Origin of the sequence: Rhizobium sp. GR12, from assembly GCF_036596185.1 — a bacterium.
Classification (GTDB): domain Bacteria; phylum Pseudomonadota; class Alphaproteobacteria; order Rhizobiales; family Rhizobiaceae; genus Agrobacterium; species Agrobacterium nepotum.
This window is the reverse complement of the sequence record NZ_JASXTH010000009.1, coordinates 138,484-158,661: the sequence shown is the minus strand read 5'-3', so window position 1 is coordinate 158,661 and position 20,178 is coordinate 138,484. Positions and strand designations below refer to the sequence as shown.

Annotated in this window: 17 protein-coding genes; 8 read left to right on the top strand and 9 right to left on the bottom strand. The window is 59.4% G+C overall.

What is annotated here, in order from left to right; translation table 11 throughout:
• The first annotated feature begins 43 nt into the window (after positions 1-43).
• Entirely contained in the window at positions 44-2,197 is a 2,154-nt protein-coding gene (gene catE / locus QSK43_RS17195) for a catalase C (RefSeq protein WP_332304462.1), read from the top strand.
• 67 nt (positions 2,198-2,264) lie between these two features.
• On the top strand, positions 2,265-2,924 hold the full coding sequence (locus QSK43_RS17190) for a DUF6766 family protein (protein WP_332304461.1): 660 nt from the start codon (positions 2,265-2,267) through the stop codon (positions 2,922-2,924).
• Positions 2,925-2,999: 75 nt separating this feature from the next.
• Here the strand turns inward: QSK43_RS17190 and QSK43_RS17185 are convergent, their stop codons facing one another.
• Positions 3,000-4,760 (bottom strand): thiamine pyrophosphate-dependent enzyme, encoded by a 1,761-nt coding sequence (locus tag QSK43_RS17185; protein ID WP_332304460.1) that lies wholly within the window; start codon positions 4,758-4,760, stop codon positions 3,000-3,002.
• Positions 4,761-4,905: 145 nt separating this feature from the next.
• Positions 4,906-5,118, bottom strand: coding sequence for a hypothetical protein (locus QSK43_RS17180; RefSeq protein ID WP_332304459.1), 213 nt, complete (start codon positions 5,116-5,118; stop codon positions 4,906-4,908).
• A 186-nt stretch (positions 5,119-5,304) separates the two neighbouring features.
• Here QSK43_RS17180 and QSK43_RS17175 point away from each other — a divergent pair, with 186 nt between their 5' ends.
• The 4 genes from QSK43_RS17175 (at position 5,305) to QSK43_RS17160 (ending at position 9,448) form a co-directional block, all read left to right on the top strand.
• Positions 5,305-5,520, top strand: a complete 216-nt coding sequence (locus QSK43_RS17175) for a hypothetical protein (protein WP_332304458.1) — start codon at positions 5,305-5,307, stop codon at positions 5,518-5,520.
• A gap of 23 nt (positions 5,521-5,543) precedes the next feature.
• Positions 5,544-5,789, top strand: a complete 246-nt coding sequence (locus tag QSK43_RS17170) for a hypothetical protein (RefSeq protein WP_332304457.1) — start codon at positions 5,544-5,546, stop codon at positions 5,787-5,789.
• Between the two features lie 206 nt (positions 5,790-5,995).
• Entirely contained in the window at positions 5,996-9,082 is a 3,087-nt protein-coding gene (locus QSK43_RS17165; protein ID WP_332304456.1) for a CheR family methyltransferase, read from the top strand.
• Positions 9,083-9,088: 6 nt separating this feature from the next.
• Positions 9,089-9,448, top strand: a complete 360-nt coding sequence (locus QSK43_RS17160; protein WP_332304455.1) for a response regulator — start codon at positions 9,089-9,091, stop codon at positions 9,446-9,448.
• A 53-nt stretch (positions 9,449-9,501) separates the two neighbouring features.
• Here QSK43_RS17160 and QSK43_RS17155 read toward each other — a convergent pair whose 3' ends face one another.
• Positions 9,502-9,945: a hypothetical protein gene (locus tag QSK43_RS17155; RefSeq protein WP_121692368.1), complete on the bottom strand. Its 444-nt coding sequence runs from the start codon at positions 9,943-9,945 to the stop codon at positions 9,502-9,504.
• 214 nt (positions 9,946-10,159) lie between these two features.
• Between QSK43_RS17155 and QSK43_RS17150 the strand changes: the two genes are divergently transcribed.
• Entirely contained in the window at positions 10,160-10,492 is a 333-nt protein-coding gene (locus QSK43_RS17150) for a four-helix bundle copper-binding protein (RefSeq protein ID WP_332304454.1), read from the top strand.
• A gap of 28 nt (positions 10,493-10,520) precedes the next feature.
• Here QSK43_RS17150 and QSK43_RS17145 read toward each other — a convergent pair whose 3' ends face one another.
• The 6 genes from QSK43_RS17145 to QSK43_RS17120 all read right to left on the bottom strand — a co-directional run bounded on the left by QSK43_RS17145 (position 10,521) and on the right by QSK43_RS17120 (position 17,567).
• Positions 10,521-11,576, bottom strand: coding sequence for a c-type cytochrome (locus QSK43_RS17145; protein ID WP_332304453.1), 1,056 nt, complete (start codon positions 11,574-11,576; stop codon positions 10,521-10,523).
• Positions 11,570-12,199, bottom strand: coding sequence for a cytochrome c oxidase assembly protein (locus QSK43_RS17140; RefSeq protein ID WP_332304452.1), 630 nt, complete (start codon positions 12,197-12,199; stop codon positions 11,570-11,572). The genes QSK43_RS17145 and QSK43_RS17140 overlap by 7 nt, the downstream gene beginning before the upstream one ends.
• A complete protein-coding gene (locus tag QSK43_RS17135) occupies positions 12,196-12,570 on the bottom strand; it encodes a hypothetical protein (protein WP_332304451.1) in 375 nt (124 codons plus the stop codon). Before QSK43_RS17135 ends, QSK43_RS17140 begins: the two co-directional genes overlap by 4 nt.
• A gap of 5 nt (positions 12,571-12,575) precedes the next feature.
• Positions 12,576-15,095 (bottom strand): cytochrome c oxidase subunit I, encoded by a 2,520-nt coding sequence (gene ctaD, locus QSK43_RS17130; protein ID WP_332304450.1) that lies wholly within the window; start codon positions 15,093-15,095, stop codon positions 12,576-12,578.
• On the bottom strand, positions 15,092-16,102 hold the full coding sequence (locus QSK43_RS17125) for a cytochrome c oxidase subunit II (RefSeq protein WP_332304449.1): 1,011 nt from the start codon (positions 16,100-16,102) through the stop codon (positions 15,092-15,094). Before QSK43_RS17125 ends, ctaD begins: the two co-directional genes overlap by 4 nt.
• Positions 16,103-16,397: 295 nt before the next feature.
• The gene (locus tag QSK43_RS17120) at positions 16,398-17,567 is read right to left on the bottom strand and encodes a zinc-dependent alcohol dehydrogenase (RefSeq protein WP_332304448.1); all 1,170 of its coding nucleotides are present in this window, start codon (positions 17,565-17,567) and stop codon (positions 16,398-16,400) included.
• A 197-nt stretch (positions 17,568-17,764) separates the two neighbouring features.
• Here QSK43_RS17120 and QSK43_RS17115 point away from each other — a divergent pair, with 197 nt between their 5' ends.
• Positions 17,765-20,167: an FdhF/YdeP family oxidoreductase gene (locus QSK43_RS17115; RefSeq protein WP_332304447.1), complete on the top strand. Its 2,403-nt coding sequence runs from the start codon at positions 17,765-17,767 to the stop codon at positions 20,165-20,167.
• The last annotated feature ends 11 nt before the right edge of the window (positions 20,168-20,178 follow it).

Below are 20,178 nucleotides of genomic sequence, written 5' to 3'. Positions count from 1 at the left end.
GTGGCTTCCTCGACCCCTTGCTCACTCTTTTTTGGGATCTAAAATGGCTAGGAAAACAGCGTCCACCTCATCTGTCGGAAAAAACGCCCCTGCCACTATCCACGATCAGAAGCTCGATCGTGGTGCAGGTGGCGAACTGCATCAAACCGCCCAGGGCGAGGGAGCCATATTGACCACCGCTCAGGGCGGGCCGGTCGCCGACGATCAGAATTCTCTCCGGGTCGGCCCCCGCGGCCCCCTGATCATGGACGATTTCCATTTCCGCGAGAAGCTTTTTCACTTCGATCACGAGCGAATTCCTGAGCGCGTTGTCCATGCCCGAGGTTATGGCGCGCATGGTTATTTCGAGACATATGAATCCCTTGCGGCCTATACCAAGGCGGACCTGTTCCAGCGTGCAGGCGAAAAAACTCCGGCCTTCGTCCGGTTCTCGACCGTCGCCGGCAACAAGGGATCGGCGGATCTGGCCCGGGACGTGCGGGGCTTCGCCGTCAAGCTATACACGCAGGAGGGTAATTGGGATCTCGTCGGCAACAATATTCCGGTATTCTTCATTCAGGATGCAATCAAGTTTCCTGACCTCATCCATGCCGCCAAACAGGAGCCTGATCGCGCTTTTCCCCAGGCGCAAACCGCGCATGACACGTTCTGGGACTTCATCAGCCTCACGCCTGAAAGCATGCACATGGTCATGTGGATCATGTCTGATCGCACCATTCCGCGCTCGTTCCGGTTCATGGAAGGCTTCGGCGTGCACACCTTCCGTTTCGTCAATGCGAAAGATCAGTCGACATTCGTGAAATTTCACTGGAAACCGAAGCTGGGTCTTCAATCCGTGGCGTGGAACGAGGCTGTCAAGATCAATGGCGCCGATCCCGATTTCCACCGGCGCGATCTGTGGACCGCGATCCAGTCAGGCAATTTCCCTGAATGGGAGCTTCAGGTCCAGCTTTTCGATCAGGAGTTTGCCGACAGCTTCGACTTCGACATCCTCGACCCGACCAAAATTATCCCGGAGGAAATATTGCCTCCGCAACCGGTCGGCAGGCTTGTTCTTGATCGTATGCCCGAGAACTTCTTTGCCGAGACCGAGCAGGTGGCGTTCATGACGCAAAACGTTCCGCCGGGTATAGATTTCAGCAATGACCCGCTGCTGCAAGGCAGAAATTTCTCCTATCTGGATACACAGTTGAAACGGCTGGGCAGCCCGAACTTCACACATCTGCCGGTCAATGCTCCGAAGTGTCCTTTCGCGCATTTCCAGCAGGACGGCCATATGGCGATGCGCAACCCGACGGGCCGGGCCAATTATCAACCGAACTCGTTCGGGGAGGGGCCAAGAGAATCGCCGGCGCACGGTTTCCAGCATTTCCCCGCTGACGAGGAGGGGAGTAAGGCGAGGTTACGGCCGGAAAGTTTCGCCGACCACTACAGTCAGGCCCGGCAGTTCTACATCAGCCAGACGCTGCCCGAACAACGCCATATCGCGTCGGCCCTTACCTTCGAACTCAGCAAGGTCGAAACACGGGTTATTCGCGAAAGGATGGTTTCGCACCTCCTGAATATTGACGAAGGGCTCGCCACGACCGTCGCGCAGAAGTTGGGCCTGCAGACGATGCCGAAACCGGCGGATGCTGCTGTGCCGACCCGCCAGGATCTGGAGCCGTCGCCGGCGTTGAGCATCATAGAACGTGGCCCCCAGCGCTTCGAGGGGCGCAAGCTTGGCATTCTTGTCACCGATGGCGTCGATGCAAAGCTGCTGCAGGGGCTGACGGAGGCCGTTACCGCTGAGAAGGCCGTCTTCGAGCTGATCGCACCGAAGGTCGGGGGTGTTACCGCTTCGGACGGCGCTTTCATCGAGGCTCACCACATGATCGATGGCGGCCCCTCGGTTCTGTTCGATGCGGTGGCATTGCTGACATCGACGACGGCTATCGACGATCTGGTTAAGGAAGCGACTGCCCGGGACTTCGTCGCCGACGCATTCCAGCACTGCAAGTTCATCGGCTACGATCAGTCGGCGCTGCCGTTGCTGGAAAAGGCCGGCGTTGCGGAGGCCATGGATGAAGGCGTTCTCCCCCTGCCGGGTAAAGAAGGACCGGCGGCCTTCGTTTCCGAACTCGGCAAGTTGCGCCTCTGGGGCCGGGAGCCTTCGCTGAAATTAGGCAAGGCGTCCGCTCCCCTCGGCAGGGAGTAACGAACGCAACCGATACTGGCGACACTTCGTTTATCCGGCGGGTTTTGTATTCAAACGAGGTCGAATTATGAAACTGCTTCGCGATAATGGGTTGTCGATTGTCCTGCTCCTTGCCTCCCTGCTTACCATCGGCGGCATGTTCGCTACGGGCTGGGTCGTTCACAATGACGAACTCGCGCAACATCACGATACACCGCTGACGTTCCTGTCCTACGCGACCAGCGGCCATTTCCTCTCGGCGCTGTTCGAGAACTGGGAGAGCGAATTTCTACAGATGTCGGCCTATGTGGTGCTGACGGCGTTCCTGTTTCAGAGGGGCTCTGCCGAATCGAAAGATCCGGACGAGCAAGCGCCGCAGGACGAGGACCCGGAGCGGAGAAAGCACGAGCGTCACGTTCCATGGGCGGTCAAAACCGGCGGCGTCATCCGTGTGATTTATTCCTATTCCCTCGGTCTCGCCCTTTTCGCTCTCTTTATTGCGAGCTTTCTTCTGCATCTCAGATACAGCGCCAATGCCGCAGCTGTGGAGGCGCGCCTGCATGGCGAGCCTGTGGCGACGGTGTTCACCCACCTTGGAAGTGTCGAATTCTGGTTCGAGTCCTTCCAGAACTGGCAATCGGAGTTTCTTTCGACCGCGGTTCTGGTAATTCTTTCCATTTTCCTGCGCTTCAGGCGGTCGCCGGAATCCAAGCCCGTTGCCTCCCCGCACAGCGAAACCGGAGGATAAGGGCAGAGGGGCGAACAACCAGGGGAGAGGCAATTCCGCTCCTTGTTGGGGCTGGTTGACGCACGCCGCAGCTTCTTATTCCGGTTCCGCCATCATCGTCTTCAGCGGCTGCTGCGCAAGATTGGCCTCGATCTGCGCACGCCCTGGAGTCTCGTTCAACGCCTTTTTCATGTTCCTGCGATAGTCTTCCGGCATCCTGGGCGGCATCATCGGTTCGTAAGCGTCGACAACCGCTTCGATGATCACAGGCCCTTCATCCGCGAATGCGGCGTCCAGTACGCCGTCGATCTCTTCGGGCCGGGAGATGCGATAGCCGATACCGCCGAGGGCTTTGGCGGCAAGCGTAAAATCGATGGGTTGAAGTTCGCAGGCAAATTGCGGATTGCCGAGAAACATCATCTGCTCCCATGCGATCTGGTTGAGCATCCCGTTCTTGATGACCAGCATTTTCAGCGGAATCCTGTGCCGAACGGCGGTCGAGAACTCGCCGAGTTGCATGGCGAAACCGCCATCGCCGACGACAGCAAGGACGGGACGGCCGGGGAATGCGATGCCGGCCGCGATGGCATAGGGCAGGCCGCACGCCATGGAAGCGAGCGAGCCCGATACGGCAAACGCCTGAGTGGGCTTCATGTCGATGTGACGGGCCGCCAGCTCGGTATTTTGGCCGGAATCGGTGGTGAGGATTGCATTGTCCGGCATGCGGTCCCCAAAAGCCTTGACGATCCGCTGGGGTTTCAGAGGCACGTCGTCTCTTGCCTCGGCTTGCCTCATCATTTTGCGCCAGCGGACCATGCCCTGTCGGGCGCGGTCGAGAAACGAACGATCCGGCTTTCGCTCCAGTTTCTGATTGAGAAGGTTAAGAGAGACAGCGGCGTCGCCGACGAGACCCGCTTCAACAGGACAACGTAAGCCGATGCGCTGCGCATCACGATCGATCTGCACGCATCGCGCCTGACCCGGCTTTGGGTAATATTCGATATAAGGAAACGTCGAACCGACAATCAGCAGCGCGTCGCATTGTTCCATGATTTGCTGTGAAGGAAGCGTTCCAAGGATGCCGATACCGCCGGTCGTATAGGGATGATCGTCCGACAGGACCGCTTTGCCCAGCAGGGCTTTTGCGACCGGAGCGCCAAGCAGGTCGGCGGTCTTTTCAAGCTCAGCCCTCGCGTGCAGGGCGCCGCGTCCGACCAGAATAGCGACATTCGAGGCTTCCTTCAAAATCGCGGCGGCTTTTTCGAGTTCAGCTTCGTCAGGCAGTTGGCTGCCATTAAACCACCGGGTCGGTGCGTGACCTTCGCGGTTTCGACGCGAGCGTTCGCTGTCGTCCTTCGTCATTTCCTGAACGTCGCTGGCGATAGAGATGTGAGCGACACCTCGCGCCGCGAGCGCCGAGCGGCATGCAAGGCTTGCGACGTTTTCCATATGAGCGGCGTCGGCCACCTGTACGTTGAACACGGAGACATCGTTGAATACCCGCGTGAGATCGACATCCTGCTGTGTAAAGGTCTCGATCAGGTCATGGAACTGCATGCCGGTGATTGCGAGAACCGGAGCCTGATCGAGTTTGGCGTCGTAAAGACCGGTCAGCAAATGCGTGCCGCCCGGGCCGGAGGTCGCGAGGCAAACTCCAAGCTTGCCCGTCCATTTCGCATAGGCGCTTGCCATGAACGCCGCGGATTCCTCGTGGCGCACCTGAACGAACCGGATACGGTCCTGTCGCGTCCGCAGCGCTTCCATGATGCCATTGATGCCATCGCCGGGAAGGCCGAAGATGACCTCCACGTCCCAGGCAATCAGAGTTTCAATCAGGATGTCTGCTGTATTGGTCATGTCAAATCGCCCTCTTTGGCAACCCGTGCAGTTGTTCTCGCGTGGCGAGCCTTGCAGTATGGGATTGGTCAGCGCCTGCGCGCTCCAGCCCTTGTCAACCGGAGGAGTTTTTCAATGCAGGGAATGAAGTCAGGTTCATCTTTTTTTAAGGTTGCCGGTTGGCGGAGTGGTCCTGTTCCTGCTCCGTCTTGATGGCGTTGCCGTCCTGGCCGCGTTCTTTCGAGTGCTGCTTCTTGTCTCGGTTCGAAAGCACCTGATTTTCTCCAACCGCCTCTTTGTCCAGCTCGGTCATTGCACCTGCACCGGAACCTTTTCCCTGCGTTCCTTTTCCGAAGTGTTTTCTGTCTCCCTTCGCCATGATCATCTCCTCTTTCGTGGCTGGAGTGATGCTGCGGCGCCGGACGCAGCCCGATGCCGCAGCCTGTCATTTCCAAACTCCAGGCGGGCCGATTCGTTCCGGAACTTCTGCCGCCGCGCGTAGTTCGTGAACGCAAAAGGGCTGCTGCGGATTGGGGAACATCACCGCATCGAAAGGAGGATCTCGATGACCAGCAAACATCCGAAGACACGCAAACCCACCGACAGGGATCTGCGGAAAAATCCCGGAATCGGTACTTCCAAGGGCGCCACCGAAACCAAGAAAAATCTCGATGAGGAAGAGGACCTGTTGGGAGACAACACATTCGAGGGCGATGTCGCGAATGACGTCACGCCGCAGGGAGGCATCAATCCCGGTCAGACCGGGCGTACGAACAAGTAAAACAAGTAAAAGGAGGCACGACCATGGCCGGCCGAAAGACCCACGAACAACAGCTGCGCATCATCGAAAAACGCGAAAACACCGGTAATGCAGGCGACGATTTCAACGCCGAGGAGGAGTTGAAGCGATCCAAACAGGTGCGGGAGGTTCATCTGGGTACGGATAATCTTCGCGATGACGGTGTGGAGGTGACGGATAAAGATGATCGTCAGATGGTGCGGGGTAAAAATCAGGAAAGTCAGCATCACAAGCGCGGAGGAGGCGATTGACGATATTCGGCAGATTTACCGGTCGCGGGAAGGTCACGGCTGTCCCGCATCCCGGCGGAAAGCGCCTGCCGGATTGGTGGCAAAATGCGGAGGAGCCACATAATAGGGGCATATTTTGCGGTGGGATTTAGACGCTTCAAATGGCAAGCCGGGTTACGCCGTGCTTGATTATGCACTAGGATATTAAAAAAAATGAGGACTCCACCATGGCCGACAGTGCGCGTTTTCCCATCGTCGGCGTTGGTGCGTCTGCTGGCGGCATACCGGCGTTTGAAGGCCTGTTTCGCGGCCTCCCGGTCGATTGCGGCCTTGCTTTCGTTATCGTCACCCATTTGAGCCCCGCGCGCCAAAGCCTTTTGCACGAGGTCATCGCGCGCTATACCGAATTGCCGGTCCAAGTTGCTGAAGAGGGCTGCCGGGTTGAGGTGAACCACATCTATGTGATGCCGGAGAACGTCATTCTGACGATCGAAGGCGGCATCCTCAGGATGAAAGAGCCAAAGGCCGGCGAACGCGAGCGCAAACCGATAGACGTCTTCTTTGCTTCCCTCGCAGAGGATCAGGGAGAGTTTTCCATCGGCATCGTGTTATCCGGCGGAGACGGTGATGGAACCCTTGGCGCCAAGGCGATCAAGGAGGCGGGCGGTCTGACGCTTGCGCAAACCGCCGATGGCTCGGGGCCCAGACATTCCGATATGCCGCAAAGCGCGATCTCCAGCGGGATGATCGACATCTGCCTTCCGGTTGAGAAGATGGGCGAGAGGCTCGTGAGTTTCGCCCGCAGCTTCGACATGCTGGACGGGCCTGCGCAGGATGACGGCGACGACGAGGATGCGGCGCTCGACGCCGCACGAATGGAGATCTGCGCCATCCTGTCGAGCCACAGGGGTCATGATTTCTCAGGCTACAAGACCAAGACCTTCTTCCGGCGCGTGCGCCGGCGCATGCAGGTCCATCAGCTGGCGTCGATGTCGAAATATATCGACGAGCTCAGGAAAAACGAGAACGAGGTCATCAGCCTTTTCCGCGATCTGCTGATCAACGTCACCAATTTCTTCCGTGATCCCGACGCCTTCCGATTGCTTGCGGAGAAGATCGTTCCGAAGCTATTCGAAGGTAAAGGAGCCAAGGATGCCGTGCGGATCTGGGTGCCCGGATGTGCAACGGGCGAAGAGGTTTTCTCACTCGCGATCCTTGTGCGGGAACATATGGACAATGTGTCAGTGCATCCGAAAGTCCAGATCTTTGCGACTGACATCGACGAACCCGCGCTTGGGGTGGCGAGGCAGGCGCGTTATCCCGGGCATCTGCTGGATGGCGTCAGCGAGGAACGCCGCCGAAGGTTCTTCCGGCTGGACGGCGCAAGCTACGTCCTCGATGCCGAGGTCCGCGAGCTGTGTATCTTTTCTCCGCATAACCTGATCCACGACCCGCCGTTCTCACGCATGGACATGGTTTCCTGCCGCAACCTTTTGATCTATTTCGGGCCCGAGCTTCAAAAGCAGGTTATTCCGACGTTCCATTATTCCCTGAAACCCGGTGGGTTCCTGTTCCTTGGAACGTCGGAAAGCATAGGCGTTCACGGACATCTGTTCTCGCCGGTAGACAAGAAGTTCAGGATATTCCAGGCACGCGAGACGCCGTCGCAGATGCCACGCCTGCCGAGCCTGACCGGACAGGACCGTTCGTTCCCACTGCAGGATGTCAGAGGGAGCGGCACGAGGGACATGGCGGCAGCGCTCAAGCAGGTGGCGGAGTGGCAAATCCTGGAACGTTATGCGCCGGCGCATGTGATCATCACGGCTGATGGCGACATCCTGCACTATTCGGCGGGAACCGGACGTTTTCTGGAAGCCGCTGCCGGCATGCCCAGCCGGCAATTGATGACCGTTGCGCGCCGCGGTCTGCGTCTCGACCTGAGATCGGCCCTGCGGGAAGCGGTGGAGAATAAACGTACGGCCGTGCGCGGTAATCTGACCGTTGAACGCGACGAGGATCAGACCCAAGTCGTCACGGTCACCGTTGAGCCCCTGCGTGAGGGTGTCAGCCCCGAGCCATTGTTTCTCGTCGTATTTTCTCCCCAGGCCGCACCGCAACCCGCATTCATACGCCCCGCGACCGAGAAGCTGAACGCCGAAATCGAGGCGGATCTTCGGGCGACGAAGGACAAGCTGCAATCGACCATCGAGGAATACGAGACCGCGCTGGAGGAACTGAAATCTTCCAATGAGGAGTTGGTCTCGGTCAACGAGGAGGTTCAATCGAGCAATGAGGAGCTTGAGGCTTCGAAAGAGGAGACCCAGTCCCTCAACGAGGAACTGAATACGATAAACGCGGAACTGCACAGCAAGGTCGAGGAACTTGACCGTGCCAACGCCGATTTGCGCAACCTGTTTGAAAGCACGCGGATCGCGACGATATTCCTTGACCGGAACCTGGTGATCCGCACCTTCACACCCGCAGCTGCGTCCTTCTTCAACCTGAGGCCTGCGGATGTCGGCCGACCGCTGACGGAGCTTGCGAGCCAGCTCGACTACCCCGAGCTCAAGGATCACATCACGGGCGTTTTCGAGACGGGAGAGCCGCTCGATCATCATCTTGCGCAGGACAAGGAAGGCAAAAGCTACCTCGTAAGGCTGATCCCGTATCGCCGCAGCGGCAACAGGGTCGACGGCGTCGTGGTCACCATGGTCGATGTGACGAGGCTGACAGAGGCCGAAAAACACCAGCAGGTCCTGAACGCCGAGCTTAATCACCGCGTCAAGAACATGTTGGCCATCGCCATCGCCATTGCCCATCGCACACTCGAAAGCGCACAGACGCCGGAAGCCTTCTACAAGGCGTTCACCGGCCGGCTGAATGCCATGGCCCGCGCTTACGGTGTGCTGTCGCAGCAGAGCTGGACGGAGACGTCGCTGCACGCCCTGATCCGGCAGGAACTGAACCCGTTCGGCGAACAGTGTTTCAGCATCGGCGGCAACGATATTCCTCTCAAATCCCAGTATGTACTCCCGATAGGCATGGTCCTGCACGAACTGGCCACCAATGCCGCCAAATACGGAGCTTTTTCGCAAAAAGACGGCAGAGTGCAGGTGGACTGCCGGGCAGATGAGGGAATGTTGCACATTTCCTGGCGCGAAACCGACGGGCCGACCGTTCGCGAGCCGGTTCGGATGGGGTTCGGGCTGAAGCTGCTTGAGGGCGAGGTCAGCTATCGTCTCAAAGGCGAGTTTGAAACCAATTTCAGCCCGGAGGGTTTAACGGTGCTAATTCGCATTCCAATTACGGAGTAGCGATCGATGACTGACAGAAAACACGTCCTCGTCGTGGAGGATGAGTGGCTGCTTGCCTCGGAGATTTCCCGCAGGCTGACAAAAAGCGGCTACGACGTGATCGGGCCGGTGCCGACGGTCGAAGAGGCGATGGAGCGGATTGAGCAGCGCCAGCCAAATTGCGCCGTTCTGGATGTCCAACTGGACGGAGGGACGACGCTTGCGCTGGTGCCGCGTCTTGTCGAGAAGCACATACCGTTCTTCTTCCTTTCAGGACATTCCACGCGGGATTTCCCGGAACTCGTTGCACATACCGTTCTTTCGAAACCGGCTGACTGGAACGACTTCTTCCGGACGCTGGAAACGAAACTGCTGCAAAAAGCGTGATCCGACGTCAGCGCGCATTGTGAGGTCGCGGCGATAACCGCTGTACCTGGCGCTCAGCCCCTCGCTCTCCCGGCGGCCGTCAACTTCGCGACTGGCAGACGCAGATCCGTCCCCAGTTCGATGAGCCCGGCGTCGCGTGCGATGATCATGGTTTTTAGTCCGACGTGTTTCGGCGGACGGCGGAAGCTGCGGTCGTCCAGATGTTGCAGGAGCGCCGTCAGCCGATTTTCCGCAATTGAGGGCTTCTTTTTCGCTTCGTCCTCTGGCCCGCCCTCCGGAAACAATAGGCGAGCTGCGAGGAGCGCATTTGTCTGGACGGAGCGAAGATGCTCTTCGCTCAGCTTCTGCATGTCGCGAAAATTTTGCAAAAGCCTTTCGGCCAGCGCCGTGTCGCACCGTGCCGCCCGCAACCGCGTGATGACTTCCTGTTGGCGATCTATCCGGCCCTGTCCATCCCGCAGGTGGCGCAGGCACCTCGCTTCTGTCGTCTCGCGCATTCAGGCACCTCCTGAAAGGAGAATACCCGATCCAGCACCCGTGATCGACTATTAAGTTTCCCGGTCTTCAATTCCAGACACGGCATGTCGGCGCGCCGTACCGGTGCTTGCGGCTCTCCAAGGGCATCACAGCCGGAGATATCGGGAGCAGGAACGAAACATTGCCGCTGCGGTTAGGCGGGTTCACAAACATCCAAGACCGAGGAGAAATACCATGCGACACATCTCCCCAGACCAGCAGGCCTGCATCGACGATTGCCTGGCGTGTTACGCCACATGCCTCTCAACCGCGATGAACCATTGCCTCGAAAAGGGCGGCAGGCATGTCGAGCCGAAACACTTCAGGCTGATGATGTCCTGCGTCTCCATATGTCAGACGGCGGCCCATTTTATGCTGATCGGCTCCCGGCATCACAAACATGTCTGCCGGGAATGCGCTGAAATATGTGAGGAATGCGCCAACGACTGCGAAGCGCTCGGCGATATGAGAGAGTGTGTCGACGCGTGTGCGAAATGCGCGGAAAGCTGCCGGAAGATGGCCGCCTGACATGCCTGGTTGTTCGCCCGTCGAAAACTCACGGCCCGGTCGGCTGGCGGGTCATGAAATAGGTCGCCAGCGGGTCGATGTCCTCTTCCTTCAGATGTTCGACCGCGCGTGTCATCATGATGTGGAATGGACCGCCGCCGCGCCGCTTGTCGCTGAAGAGGCGAAGCTGATTGGCGAGATAGGCGCTGGGCTGGCCTGAGAGGCGTGGAATGACGGGATTGCCATCGGCCTTCTCGTGACAGTTCAGGCAGGCTGGAAGGTTTCTTTCCGGATCCCCGAATTCGGCAAGTCTTTCGCCCCGTGTTCTTAGCGACTGATCCACTGTCTGCATCGCGCCGGATGCGGCTTGCCCGGCAAAGACGGCGGCAAGGGTTTTCCGTTCTTCCTCGCTCAATCCTTCCGTCGCCACAGCCATGATACCGCTAGGGCGGGTATTGTTTGCAAAGGCGGTAAGGGCCTGTTGCATATAGGTGAGCGACTGGCCGGTAAGCCGGGGAACGAGACTGTCGGCTTCAAGGCGCTCCGGGGCATGGCAGCCGTTGCAGGTCTCGATCAGCCGCTCGATCCTTTTCGAGCGCGTTGCCGTGTATCCGGCAAGCGCGCGGTAGTCCCGAGCCGTCATTTCCGGGTAGCGCCGGAGGAAAGACACCATGGCCCACGTCTCGTCGTCGCGCTCCGCAACCGGCCATGCCGGCATGCCGGTAAAACGTATTCCGTGCTGCACGATCTGGAAAAGTTCGGCGTCGGTCCATGTTGGAATCCTGTCTTTCAATTCAGGGGGCACGGGCAGCATGTTGCGAACGCTGGCGGGCGGCGGCGTGCCGGGAGAGCCGTGGCAGAGGGCGCAGCCCTGTTCGAAATGACGGGCCGCCATCGGTAACATGCCCTTTGTGAACGGGGGTATGGTCGTGCCCAGCGCCGCCGTGCGCACCGAGGAACGCATGGCCCAGTGCAAGAACCAGTCTGTCGCTTTCCAATGGCCGGTACTCGCGCCGACACCGATGATGCCGCTCCAGGCAAGGAGAAGAGCACCAAGCCCGCCGGCGACGATCAGGCCGGCTATATGTTTCCAGCCGATCACCATCGCGGTTTCTCCACCGGGATGCGGCGATCCTCGCGCAAAAGACCCGAGATAAGGATGACGCCGCCGATGAGATAAGAGAACGCGCCGGCCACCAGCATGAACACGCCGCCCAATTGCTGGTCGGCTGCGGCTGAAAGAGGAATGCCGAAACAGGTCACCTCACCTTCGCCATAGAGCGGGCGCGGGGCGAGCGCAAGCAGTACGCCGAGCAGGGTCATGTGCATGAAGGTGAACAGGAGGCCGATCGCGCCTGCGAGGCGTCCTTCCTTCGGTTGAAGGCAGGCGAACCAGAGTAGAAAGCCGGCGGCAAAAAAGCTGATTTGTTCCAGGAGGGAAAGGGCAATACTGGCATCGGCGGCCGTGCGCAGCGCCGGCGCGTGCCAGAACCAGACCACGGCGAGTTCGATCAACGAAGCGGGCATTGGTGTTACCCGCTCCAGCAGCAACACCGGCCCCTGTGCAGCGCCGGCCACGGCATAGGCGATGAGCGGGGCTGCGAATGCCACCGTTCCCATGTGAACGATCATGTGAATGGTGAAGGAGCCGTTGCCGGCGTTCGCCACGAGAAGGATCGCGATGAGGGCGAGAAGAGCGAGGCCTGCTGTAAGGCAAATAGTCTTCATGGCTGGCAGGTCTCCATGAAAACGAGCGGAATGGCGACGAAGAACACGGCGACAAAGCTGAGGCCGCAGAGAAGCAGCGTGGCAAAACCCTGGAAGAGCAGCCGGTCTCTGCGCGTCGCCGCACCATGCGGCGGGTCATCGGAGCCAAAGCCCCATTGCCGCCAGGCGAGGAAGGCTGAAAGAGCGATGCCGGCAAGGGCGGCGAGCGTTATCCCTGCAAGGATAAGACGCATTGTTCCGAAGGAAAAGGGCGCGGCCTTTGCGCAAAAGACGGCGGCAAGAACGTAGCATGTCAGGAAATGCAAAGCCCAGATGACGGGAGCTGTGAAAAGCGTCCAGAGGGTCTCGATTTCTTTGGGGATCAGGCGCATTAGCGTCACCTCGCAGCCGGAAAAAGGCCGAGCACGCCGAAGGACGTGACCGCCGTGATGACGAGGAAATGCCAATAGAGCACGACATTGCGAAGGTCCATGTCATGCCGCGTGCTCATCCGGCCGGCGAAACTGCGCGCCAGGCAATAGAGTTGCATGATGGTGCCGACGAGGCCGTGCGCGACCGTCCACAAAACCACGACCCAGACAATTGCCGGATAGACGTGGGTCGTCGGATCCATGGCTGCAAAATGGGGTCCGGCAAGGCCGGAGCCGCAGGCGGCAAGCGCAAGCAGGAAAGACGTAGCCAGCCAGAAACGGGTAAGGCGGTGGCGGTCGTTTTCGTTTACGTGGCGGGCAATCAGCATGGCCACCCAGGAGAGCGTGAAAAGCGCGACCGCGACAAGCGGCCAGAACAGGCCCGGCCCGACATGGCCGCCGGTGAAGTCGTCGTGGATTGTCCAGTAGAAGAAATATCCGAACATCAGGCTGGCATAGGCCGTGCCGTCTCCCGCCATCGTGATGAACATCGCCCACCAGCCGACCGATTGCGGGCCGGAGGCATAGAGGGGAAGTCTCTCGCCCAGACCGATCTCGCGCATCTCCTCCTTGGGAATGGCGGCCGTCCCCGTCCAGAGCCAGGCGATGATCGCGGCAAGCGCGACGAGCGCAGAGATGGCCGTCACGATCCACCAATGGAAGGTCAGCGCGATGAATACTCCGCCGAGAGCAAAGGCGGCAATGATGTTGAGGATTGAGGTGCCGCCAACACGCAGGCATTGAATGGGTTTTGCATCCAGCACTGATGTGACGAGGGTCTCACGCGCACCATCACTGGCATCGGCCAGATAATAGCGGCCGGCCTTGATCTCCTCGATCAATCCGGGCTGATCCCATAGCGGATAGCGGCTACGGATGATCGGGATGGAACGCACTCCCCAGGTCTCTTCCGGTTCGCTTATCCATTCGAGCGTGCCGGAATTCCACGGATTTTGTTCGCCTTTCGGCTGGCGATGTTTCGGGCGCAGCACATCGATCACCACAAGCGCAACGCCGGCGGCGAATATGAAAGCGCCTATGGACGAAATCAGGTTGAACCAGTTCCAGCCGATATCGGCGGGATAGGTGAAGACCCGGCGCGGCATGCCGCGCAGCCCGGCAAGATGCATGGGAAAGAACGCAATGTTGAAACCGGAGAACATCAGCCAGAAGGCGATCTTGCCGAGCCTTTCGGACAGCCTTCGTGCGTTCAGCAGGGGATAATAATAATAGATGCTCGCGACGACCGGGAAGAGCATGCCGCCGATCAACACATAATGCAGATGTGCGACGATGAAATAGGTGTCGTGCGCCTGCCAGTCGAAAGGCACGAGCGCCACCATCACACCCGTCAGGCCACCGATGATGAAGATTGCGAGCCCGCCCGCCCCGAAGAGCATAGGAACGGAGAAAATGACGCGGCCGGCGAGCATTGTTGCGATGAAGACGAATATCTGCACCCCGGTCGGGATCGCCACGGCCTCCGAAGCGGCGGAAAAGAAGGCGAGCGAAATCTGCGGTAGACCGGTGGTGAACATATGATGCACCCACAGGCCGAAACTCAGGAAGCCGGTGCCCACTGCGGCAAGAACGATCCAGGAATAACCTACGATCGGCCGCTGGGCGAAAGTCGGCACGATCATCGCCATCAGCGCGATCGCCGGCAAAAAAATGATGTAGACCTCGGGGTGGCCGAAAATCCAGAAAAGATGCTGCCACAGCAGAGGATCGCCGCCACGTTCGGCATCGAAGAACGGCCAGTCGAACATCCGCTGCATCTCGAACAGGATGTCGCCGGCGATCAGCGGCGGGAAGGCGAAGAGGATCATGCCGGCAACGATCAGAAGATACCAGGCGAACAACGGCATCATGTTGATACGCATTCCCGGCGCCCTGCACTTCATGATCCCGACGATCAGCTCCACGGCGGCGGCAATGGAGGCGACTTCGATAAAGGAGAGGCCGAGCAACCAGATATCCGCGCCGATGCCGGAATATTCCTTGTCGGTGGCAAGAGGCGGATACATGAACCAGCCGGTGTTCGGCGCAGCACCGAAAAAGATGGAGCCGCAGACGAAGACGCCCCCAAGTGCGAAACTCCAGAACCCGAAAGCGGCCAGCCGAGGAAAGGGCAGCTCCCGCGCGCCCAGCATCGAGGGCAGAAGGAAGATGGCCACCGCCTCGAAAATCGGCACGGCGAACAGGAACATCATCACCGTGCCATGCAGGGTGAAGGCCTGGTTGAACATGTCAGCAGACAGGAAGTCATTATCCGGCACAGCAAGCTGAACACGCATCATCAGTGCCAGCACGCCGGCAAACAGCATGAAGATGAAGGCGGCCGATCCGTACCAGAGGCCGATTTCGGTATTGTTGACCGAGGTCCAGTAACGCCAGCCGGAGGGCGTGCGCCAGATTTCCCGCAGCTGCGCTTCCTGCATTTCGCGTTCTTTACTGGAAAGATGCGGCACGGGGGCGCTGGTCATCTCAGCTCCGTAAGATAGGTGGCTATGGCCGCGATGTCCTCATCCGGTAACATGTCGAAAGCGGGCATTTTCACGCCGGGTTTGATTGCCTCTGGATTGCGGATGAAGCGCGCGACATTTTCGCGAGTATTTGCGAGCGTTCCGGCGCCGAGCGTCAGCCGCGCACCGAAGAAGGTGAGATCCGGCCCGAGGGTTGCGGGCGACGTAACGCCGCGTATGCCGTGACAGCCGACGCAGCCGTGATGCTCGAAGAGCCGTTCGCCCTCGCTCCGCTCCGGCCGGTTGCCGCCGGCCTGCGCGCGGCGCCAGGATGCATAGGCTTCCGGCTCCATGACGATGACGGAAAAAGCCATGAGCGCGTGGGAGGTTCCGCAAAACTCCGCGCAAGGTGCACGAAAGACGCCGGTTCTTGTCGGCAAAAGAGACACGATATTGGTGCGGCCGGGGATCATGTCCATCTTGCCGCCGAGCGCAGGTATCCAGAAGGAATGGATGACGTCGGCGGTCTTCAGCGAAAAGGCGGTACGCTGCCCGACCGGCAGGCGCAATTCATTCGCCGTTTTGAAAGCAGCAACGCCGTCGGTCGGCGGATAGTTGATGCGCCACCAGAACCGTTCGCCGGTCACCTCGATCATCTCTCCCGCCGACACGGACCTGGATAACCAGGGGCGGATACCTGGCATCAGCCAGACGGTATAGGTCAGCAGCGCGAAGAGGATGACGACTGGAAATGCCACTCCGCCCCAGGCAATCAGGCGGCCTGCGTTTTCACCAGACCACGGTGGAGTGCGGCGACGTGCGGCAATCATGAGCAGGCCAACGACGGAAATCCAGATCAACGCGCCGCCAACGACCATGACAAGGAACAGCCGATAAATCGCCTGCGCCTCCTCTCCTGCCGGAGCGAGGGCAGATTGCCTGCCGGAGCAGCTCGTCAAGCCCGTGAGGGCGACAGCGCAAAATCCGGCTAAAAATACGTTTCCGGGCCGGTCATGATCAAGTGGCATGGCAAGCGCTCTTCGATGGGCGGACATCGACCGCCGCAGCGATCTCGCAGGTAGCCAACAGGTTTCACCGGCACGGCCACAAATCCAAAACTGGAATCGGCGGGAATTGTTCCGGGCAGACCACGGGGCCGGGCCGGAGGACGCCTGCAATCGACCGGAGAGGCTCCCCGGCGTATCCAGCATGTCCGTACGCTCGAAGAACTCCGTATCGGCCGCATCTGGCATCAGGCAGTGACCGTGACGCTGATGCATGAGGAGGTGCTAGTGATGACTGCAAGGCCAGGCTCGTTCTCCTCTAGGGATTGAGAACGACCTTGATGCAGCCGTCGTCCCTGCCGCTGAAGGTCTTGTAGAGATCGGGGCCTTCGTCGAGAGTGGCGCGGTGGGTGATGACAAAGGAAGGGTCGATTTCGCCCCTCTCGATCCTCCCCATCAATGCCGGCAGGTAAGCCTGTACGGGCGTCTGCGCCATTCGGAACGTCAGGCCGCGATTGATTGCCGAACCCATCGGAATCTTATCCAGAAAACCGCCATAGACGCCGACAAGCGAGACCGTGCCGAAGTTGCGGCAGCAGTAGATCGCCTGACGCAGGACGTGCGGCCGGTCGGTTCCCATGAAGGTGGCAACCTTGATGCGATCCAGCCGGGAGTCCCAACCTGCCGCGGGATCGGCCTCCGTTCCCACCGCATCGATGCAGGCATCAGCGCCACGGCCTTGGGTCAATTCCATGATCCGCTCGTAAATATCTTCGTCCAGATAATTGAGCGTCAGCGCGCCGGCGGCGGCTGCGAGATCGATGCGTTCCTGCACCGCGTCGATGGCGATCACTCTTTCGGCGCCGAGCAGAAAGGCGGAACGGATGGCCATCTGGCCCACGGGTCCGCAACCCCATATGGCGATCGTATCGCCGGGCTGGATATTACAGAACTCGGCGGCCATGTAGCCCGTCGGGAAAATATCGGACAGAAACAGCACCTGCTCATCGCTGAGCCCATCCGGAACCTTTATCGGTCCGGCATCCGCAAATGGCACGCGCATATATTCCGCCTGCCCGCCGCTGAAGCCGCCGAGAAGATGGGTATAACCGAACAGCCCCGCCGGCGAATTGCCCCACATTTTCCTGACTTTGGACTGGTCCGGGTTGCTGCGCTCGCAACCGGAGTAATAACCGCGTTTGCAAAAAAAGCATTCGCCGCAGGCAATGGTGAAGGGAACGACCACGCGATCGCCGACCTTCAACGACGTGTTGTCCTTTCCGACCTCCACGACTTCTCCCATGGTCTCGTGGCCCATGATGTCGCCGCTGTGCATGTCCGGCATGATACCATTATAAAGGTGGAGGTCGGAGCCGCAGATGGCACACGCCGTTACCTTTATGATCGCATCGCGTCCATGCTCGATTTGGGGGTCGGGAACGGATTCGCAGCGAATGTCGTGTTTGCCGTGCCAGGTCAGTGCCTTCATTGTCGCTCACCTTCGTCGTTTATCTGATTGTGAAATGCCGTCCCCGCCAGCGTGCGCCTAACCGGCGCGGCGTGCCAAAGTTCCCGCCACAGGGGTCTTCGCCGTGCCGGCTTCCGCCGTGGGCGCAGTTTTTTTCGTTCAGCGGAAACCAGTAGCGCTTTCAAAGGTTCGGAGCCCAGAAACTTGGGAGTTGGATCATGACATCGCGACGCAAGACGTCTCCCGACATCGGCTTCAATCCGGGTCCTGCCGGTGGCTGGGGTTCAGCCAAGTCGGTCGGGGAGGTGCTGTTGCGTGAGCATGTCCCATTATCCGGCCCGGCATTGCTCAAACATCAGAACAGGCCGGAAGGCTACATGTGTGTCAGTTGCGCCTGGGCGAAACCGGCGAAGACCCATCCTCTGGAGTTTTGTGAAAACGGCGCCAAGGCAACGGCCTGGGAAGTGACAAGCCGACGCGCCGACAGCGCGTTTTTCGAAAGGCATACCCTCAGCGAACTGGAGAACTGGCTCGACCACGATCTGGAGGAACAGGGTCGGCTTACCCAGCCCATGCGCTGGGACGCCGCTTCGGACAGATATCTGCCGGTCAGCTGGAAGTCGGCATTCGAGGAGATCGGCGGCGAATTGCGTGCCATATCGCCGGAACAGGCGGAGTTTTACACGTCCGGCCGCGCCTCGCTCGAGGCGTCCTATATGTACCAGCTTTTCGCCCGTATCTACGGCAGCAACAATTTGCCGGACTCTTCAAACATGTGCCACGAAAGTTCGTCCGTCGGCCTTCCGGAAAGCATAGGAGCTTCCGTCGGCACGGCCATCCTCTCCGATTTTCAGAACTGCGACTGTATTTTCTATATGGCCCAGAATGTCGGAACGTCCTCGCCCCGGCTGCTGCACGATCTGCAGGACGCCGTTGATCGTGGTGTGAAAATACTGACATTCAATATGCTGAAGGAGCCGGGTCTGGAGCGCTTCGTGAACCCGCAATCGCCAGGCCAGATGCTGGCAGGCGGCCCCACGCCCATCTCATCAAAATATTATCAGGTGAAAAACGGCGGCGATATCGCCGCGTTATTCGGCATATGCAAGGCGCTGATCGAGGCGGACGACGCACTGCATGCGAGCGGCGTTAGCAAGGTCTCCGGCTCGGACGCGCAGCCGCGCGACCCGGACTATGCGGCAGCCGTGGCTTTCGCCGCCGCCGTCGCCGCCGCTGACAAAAAACACGTACTCGATCATGATTTTCTTGCCGAGCACACAAAGGGATTTGAAGCCTTCGCGGCTGCTGCCCGTGGACATGAATGGGAGGAGCTGGAGCGTGTTTCGGGCCTTTCCCGCGAGGAAATGATGGAAGCGGCCGCCATTTACGCCGATTCGCAAGCCGTGATGATGGTGTATGGCATGGGCTTGACCCAACATCTGATGGGCGTGGAAAACGTCCATATGGTCGTCAATCTGGCGCTGCTGCGGGGGAATATCGGCAAACCGGGAGCAAATATCTGCGCTGTGAGGGGGCATTCCAACGTTCAGGGCCAACGCACCGTCGGCATTACCGAAAAGCCAAGCCTCGTCCCGCTTGACAAACTCGCCGTCCTCTATGATTTCCAGCCTCCCGTCTCTGAAGGCCATTCGACGGTGGATACTTGCAAAGCCGTCCTTTCAGGCGATGCGCGTGCCTTTATCGGCCTCGGCGGCAACTTTCTGCGGGCCGCGCCGGAAACGAAAGCCATGGAGACGGCGTGGCGTAAGTTGCGACTGACGGTGCATATCGCCACGAAGCTCAACCGCAGCCACGTCATCCATGGCGAACTGGCCTTTCTGCTTCCCTGCCTCGGGCGCATCGAAATCGATGAACAGGCGACCGGGCCGCAGGCGGTCTCCATGGAAAGTTCCGTCGCTCATTTCCACGGTTCGCGCGGCAGGGCAAAACCGGCGAGCCCGGATCTGCTTTCCGAACCCGCGATCATAGCCGGCATGGCGATGGCGACGCTGACACGCGGCAGAGTACCATGGCAACAATGGGTGGACGATTATTCCCGCATTCGCGACGCCATCGAGCAGACCTATCCGGAAACCTTCAAGAACTTTAACAAACGGCTTTTCCAGCCCGGCGGCATTGCGCGTCCGCTGCCTGCCCGGGAGCGGAAATGGGTGACTGCAAGCGGCAAGGCGAATTTCCTGACGCCCGACCGCCTGTTCCCGGAATTCCCGCCGGAGGCTATGGCCCCGGAGGTGCTGCACCTCGCGACCCTCAGGTCGAACGATCAATTCAACACGACGGTCTATGGCTACAGCGATCGCTTTCGCGGCGTGGAAGGAACGCGCCAGGTACTGTTCATGAATGTCGACGATGTTGCCCTGCTTGGCTTTGCAGATGGCGACATCGTCGATATCGTCACGGCGATCGAACCGCAGACGCGTAGGGCCGTCAACGGTTTCAGGATTGTGACCTACGATATTCCTCACGGCTGTTGCGCCGCGTATTTTCCGGAAACCAATCCGTTATTTCCGTTGAGCCATCACAGCCCAAAGGCAAAGACCCCGTCCTACAAGCTTCTGCCCGTAAGATTGACGCCGTCAACGACAGTCCCGATCAACTGAGGATCGTTGAG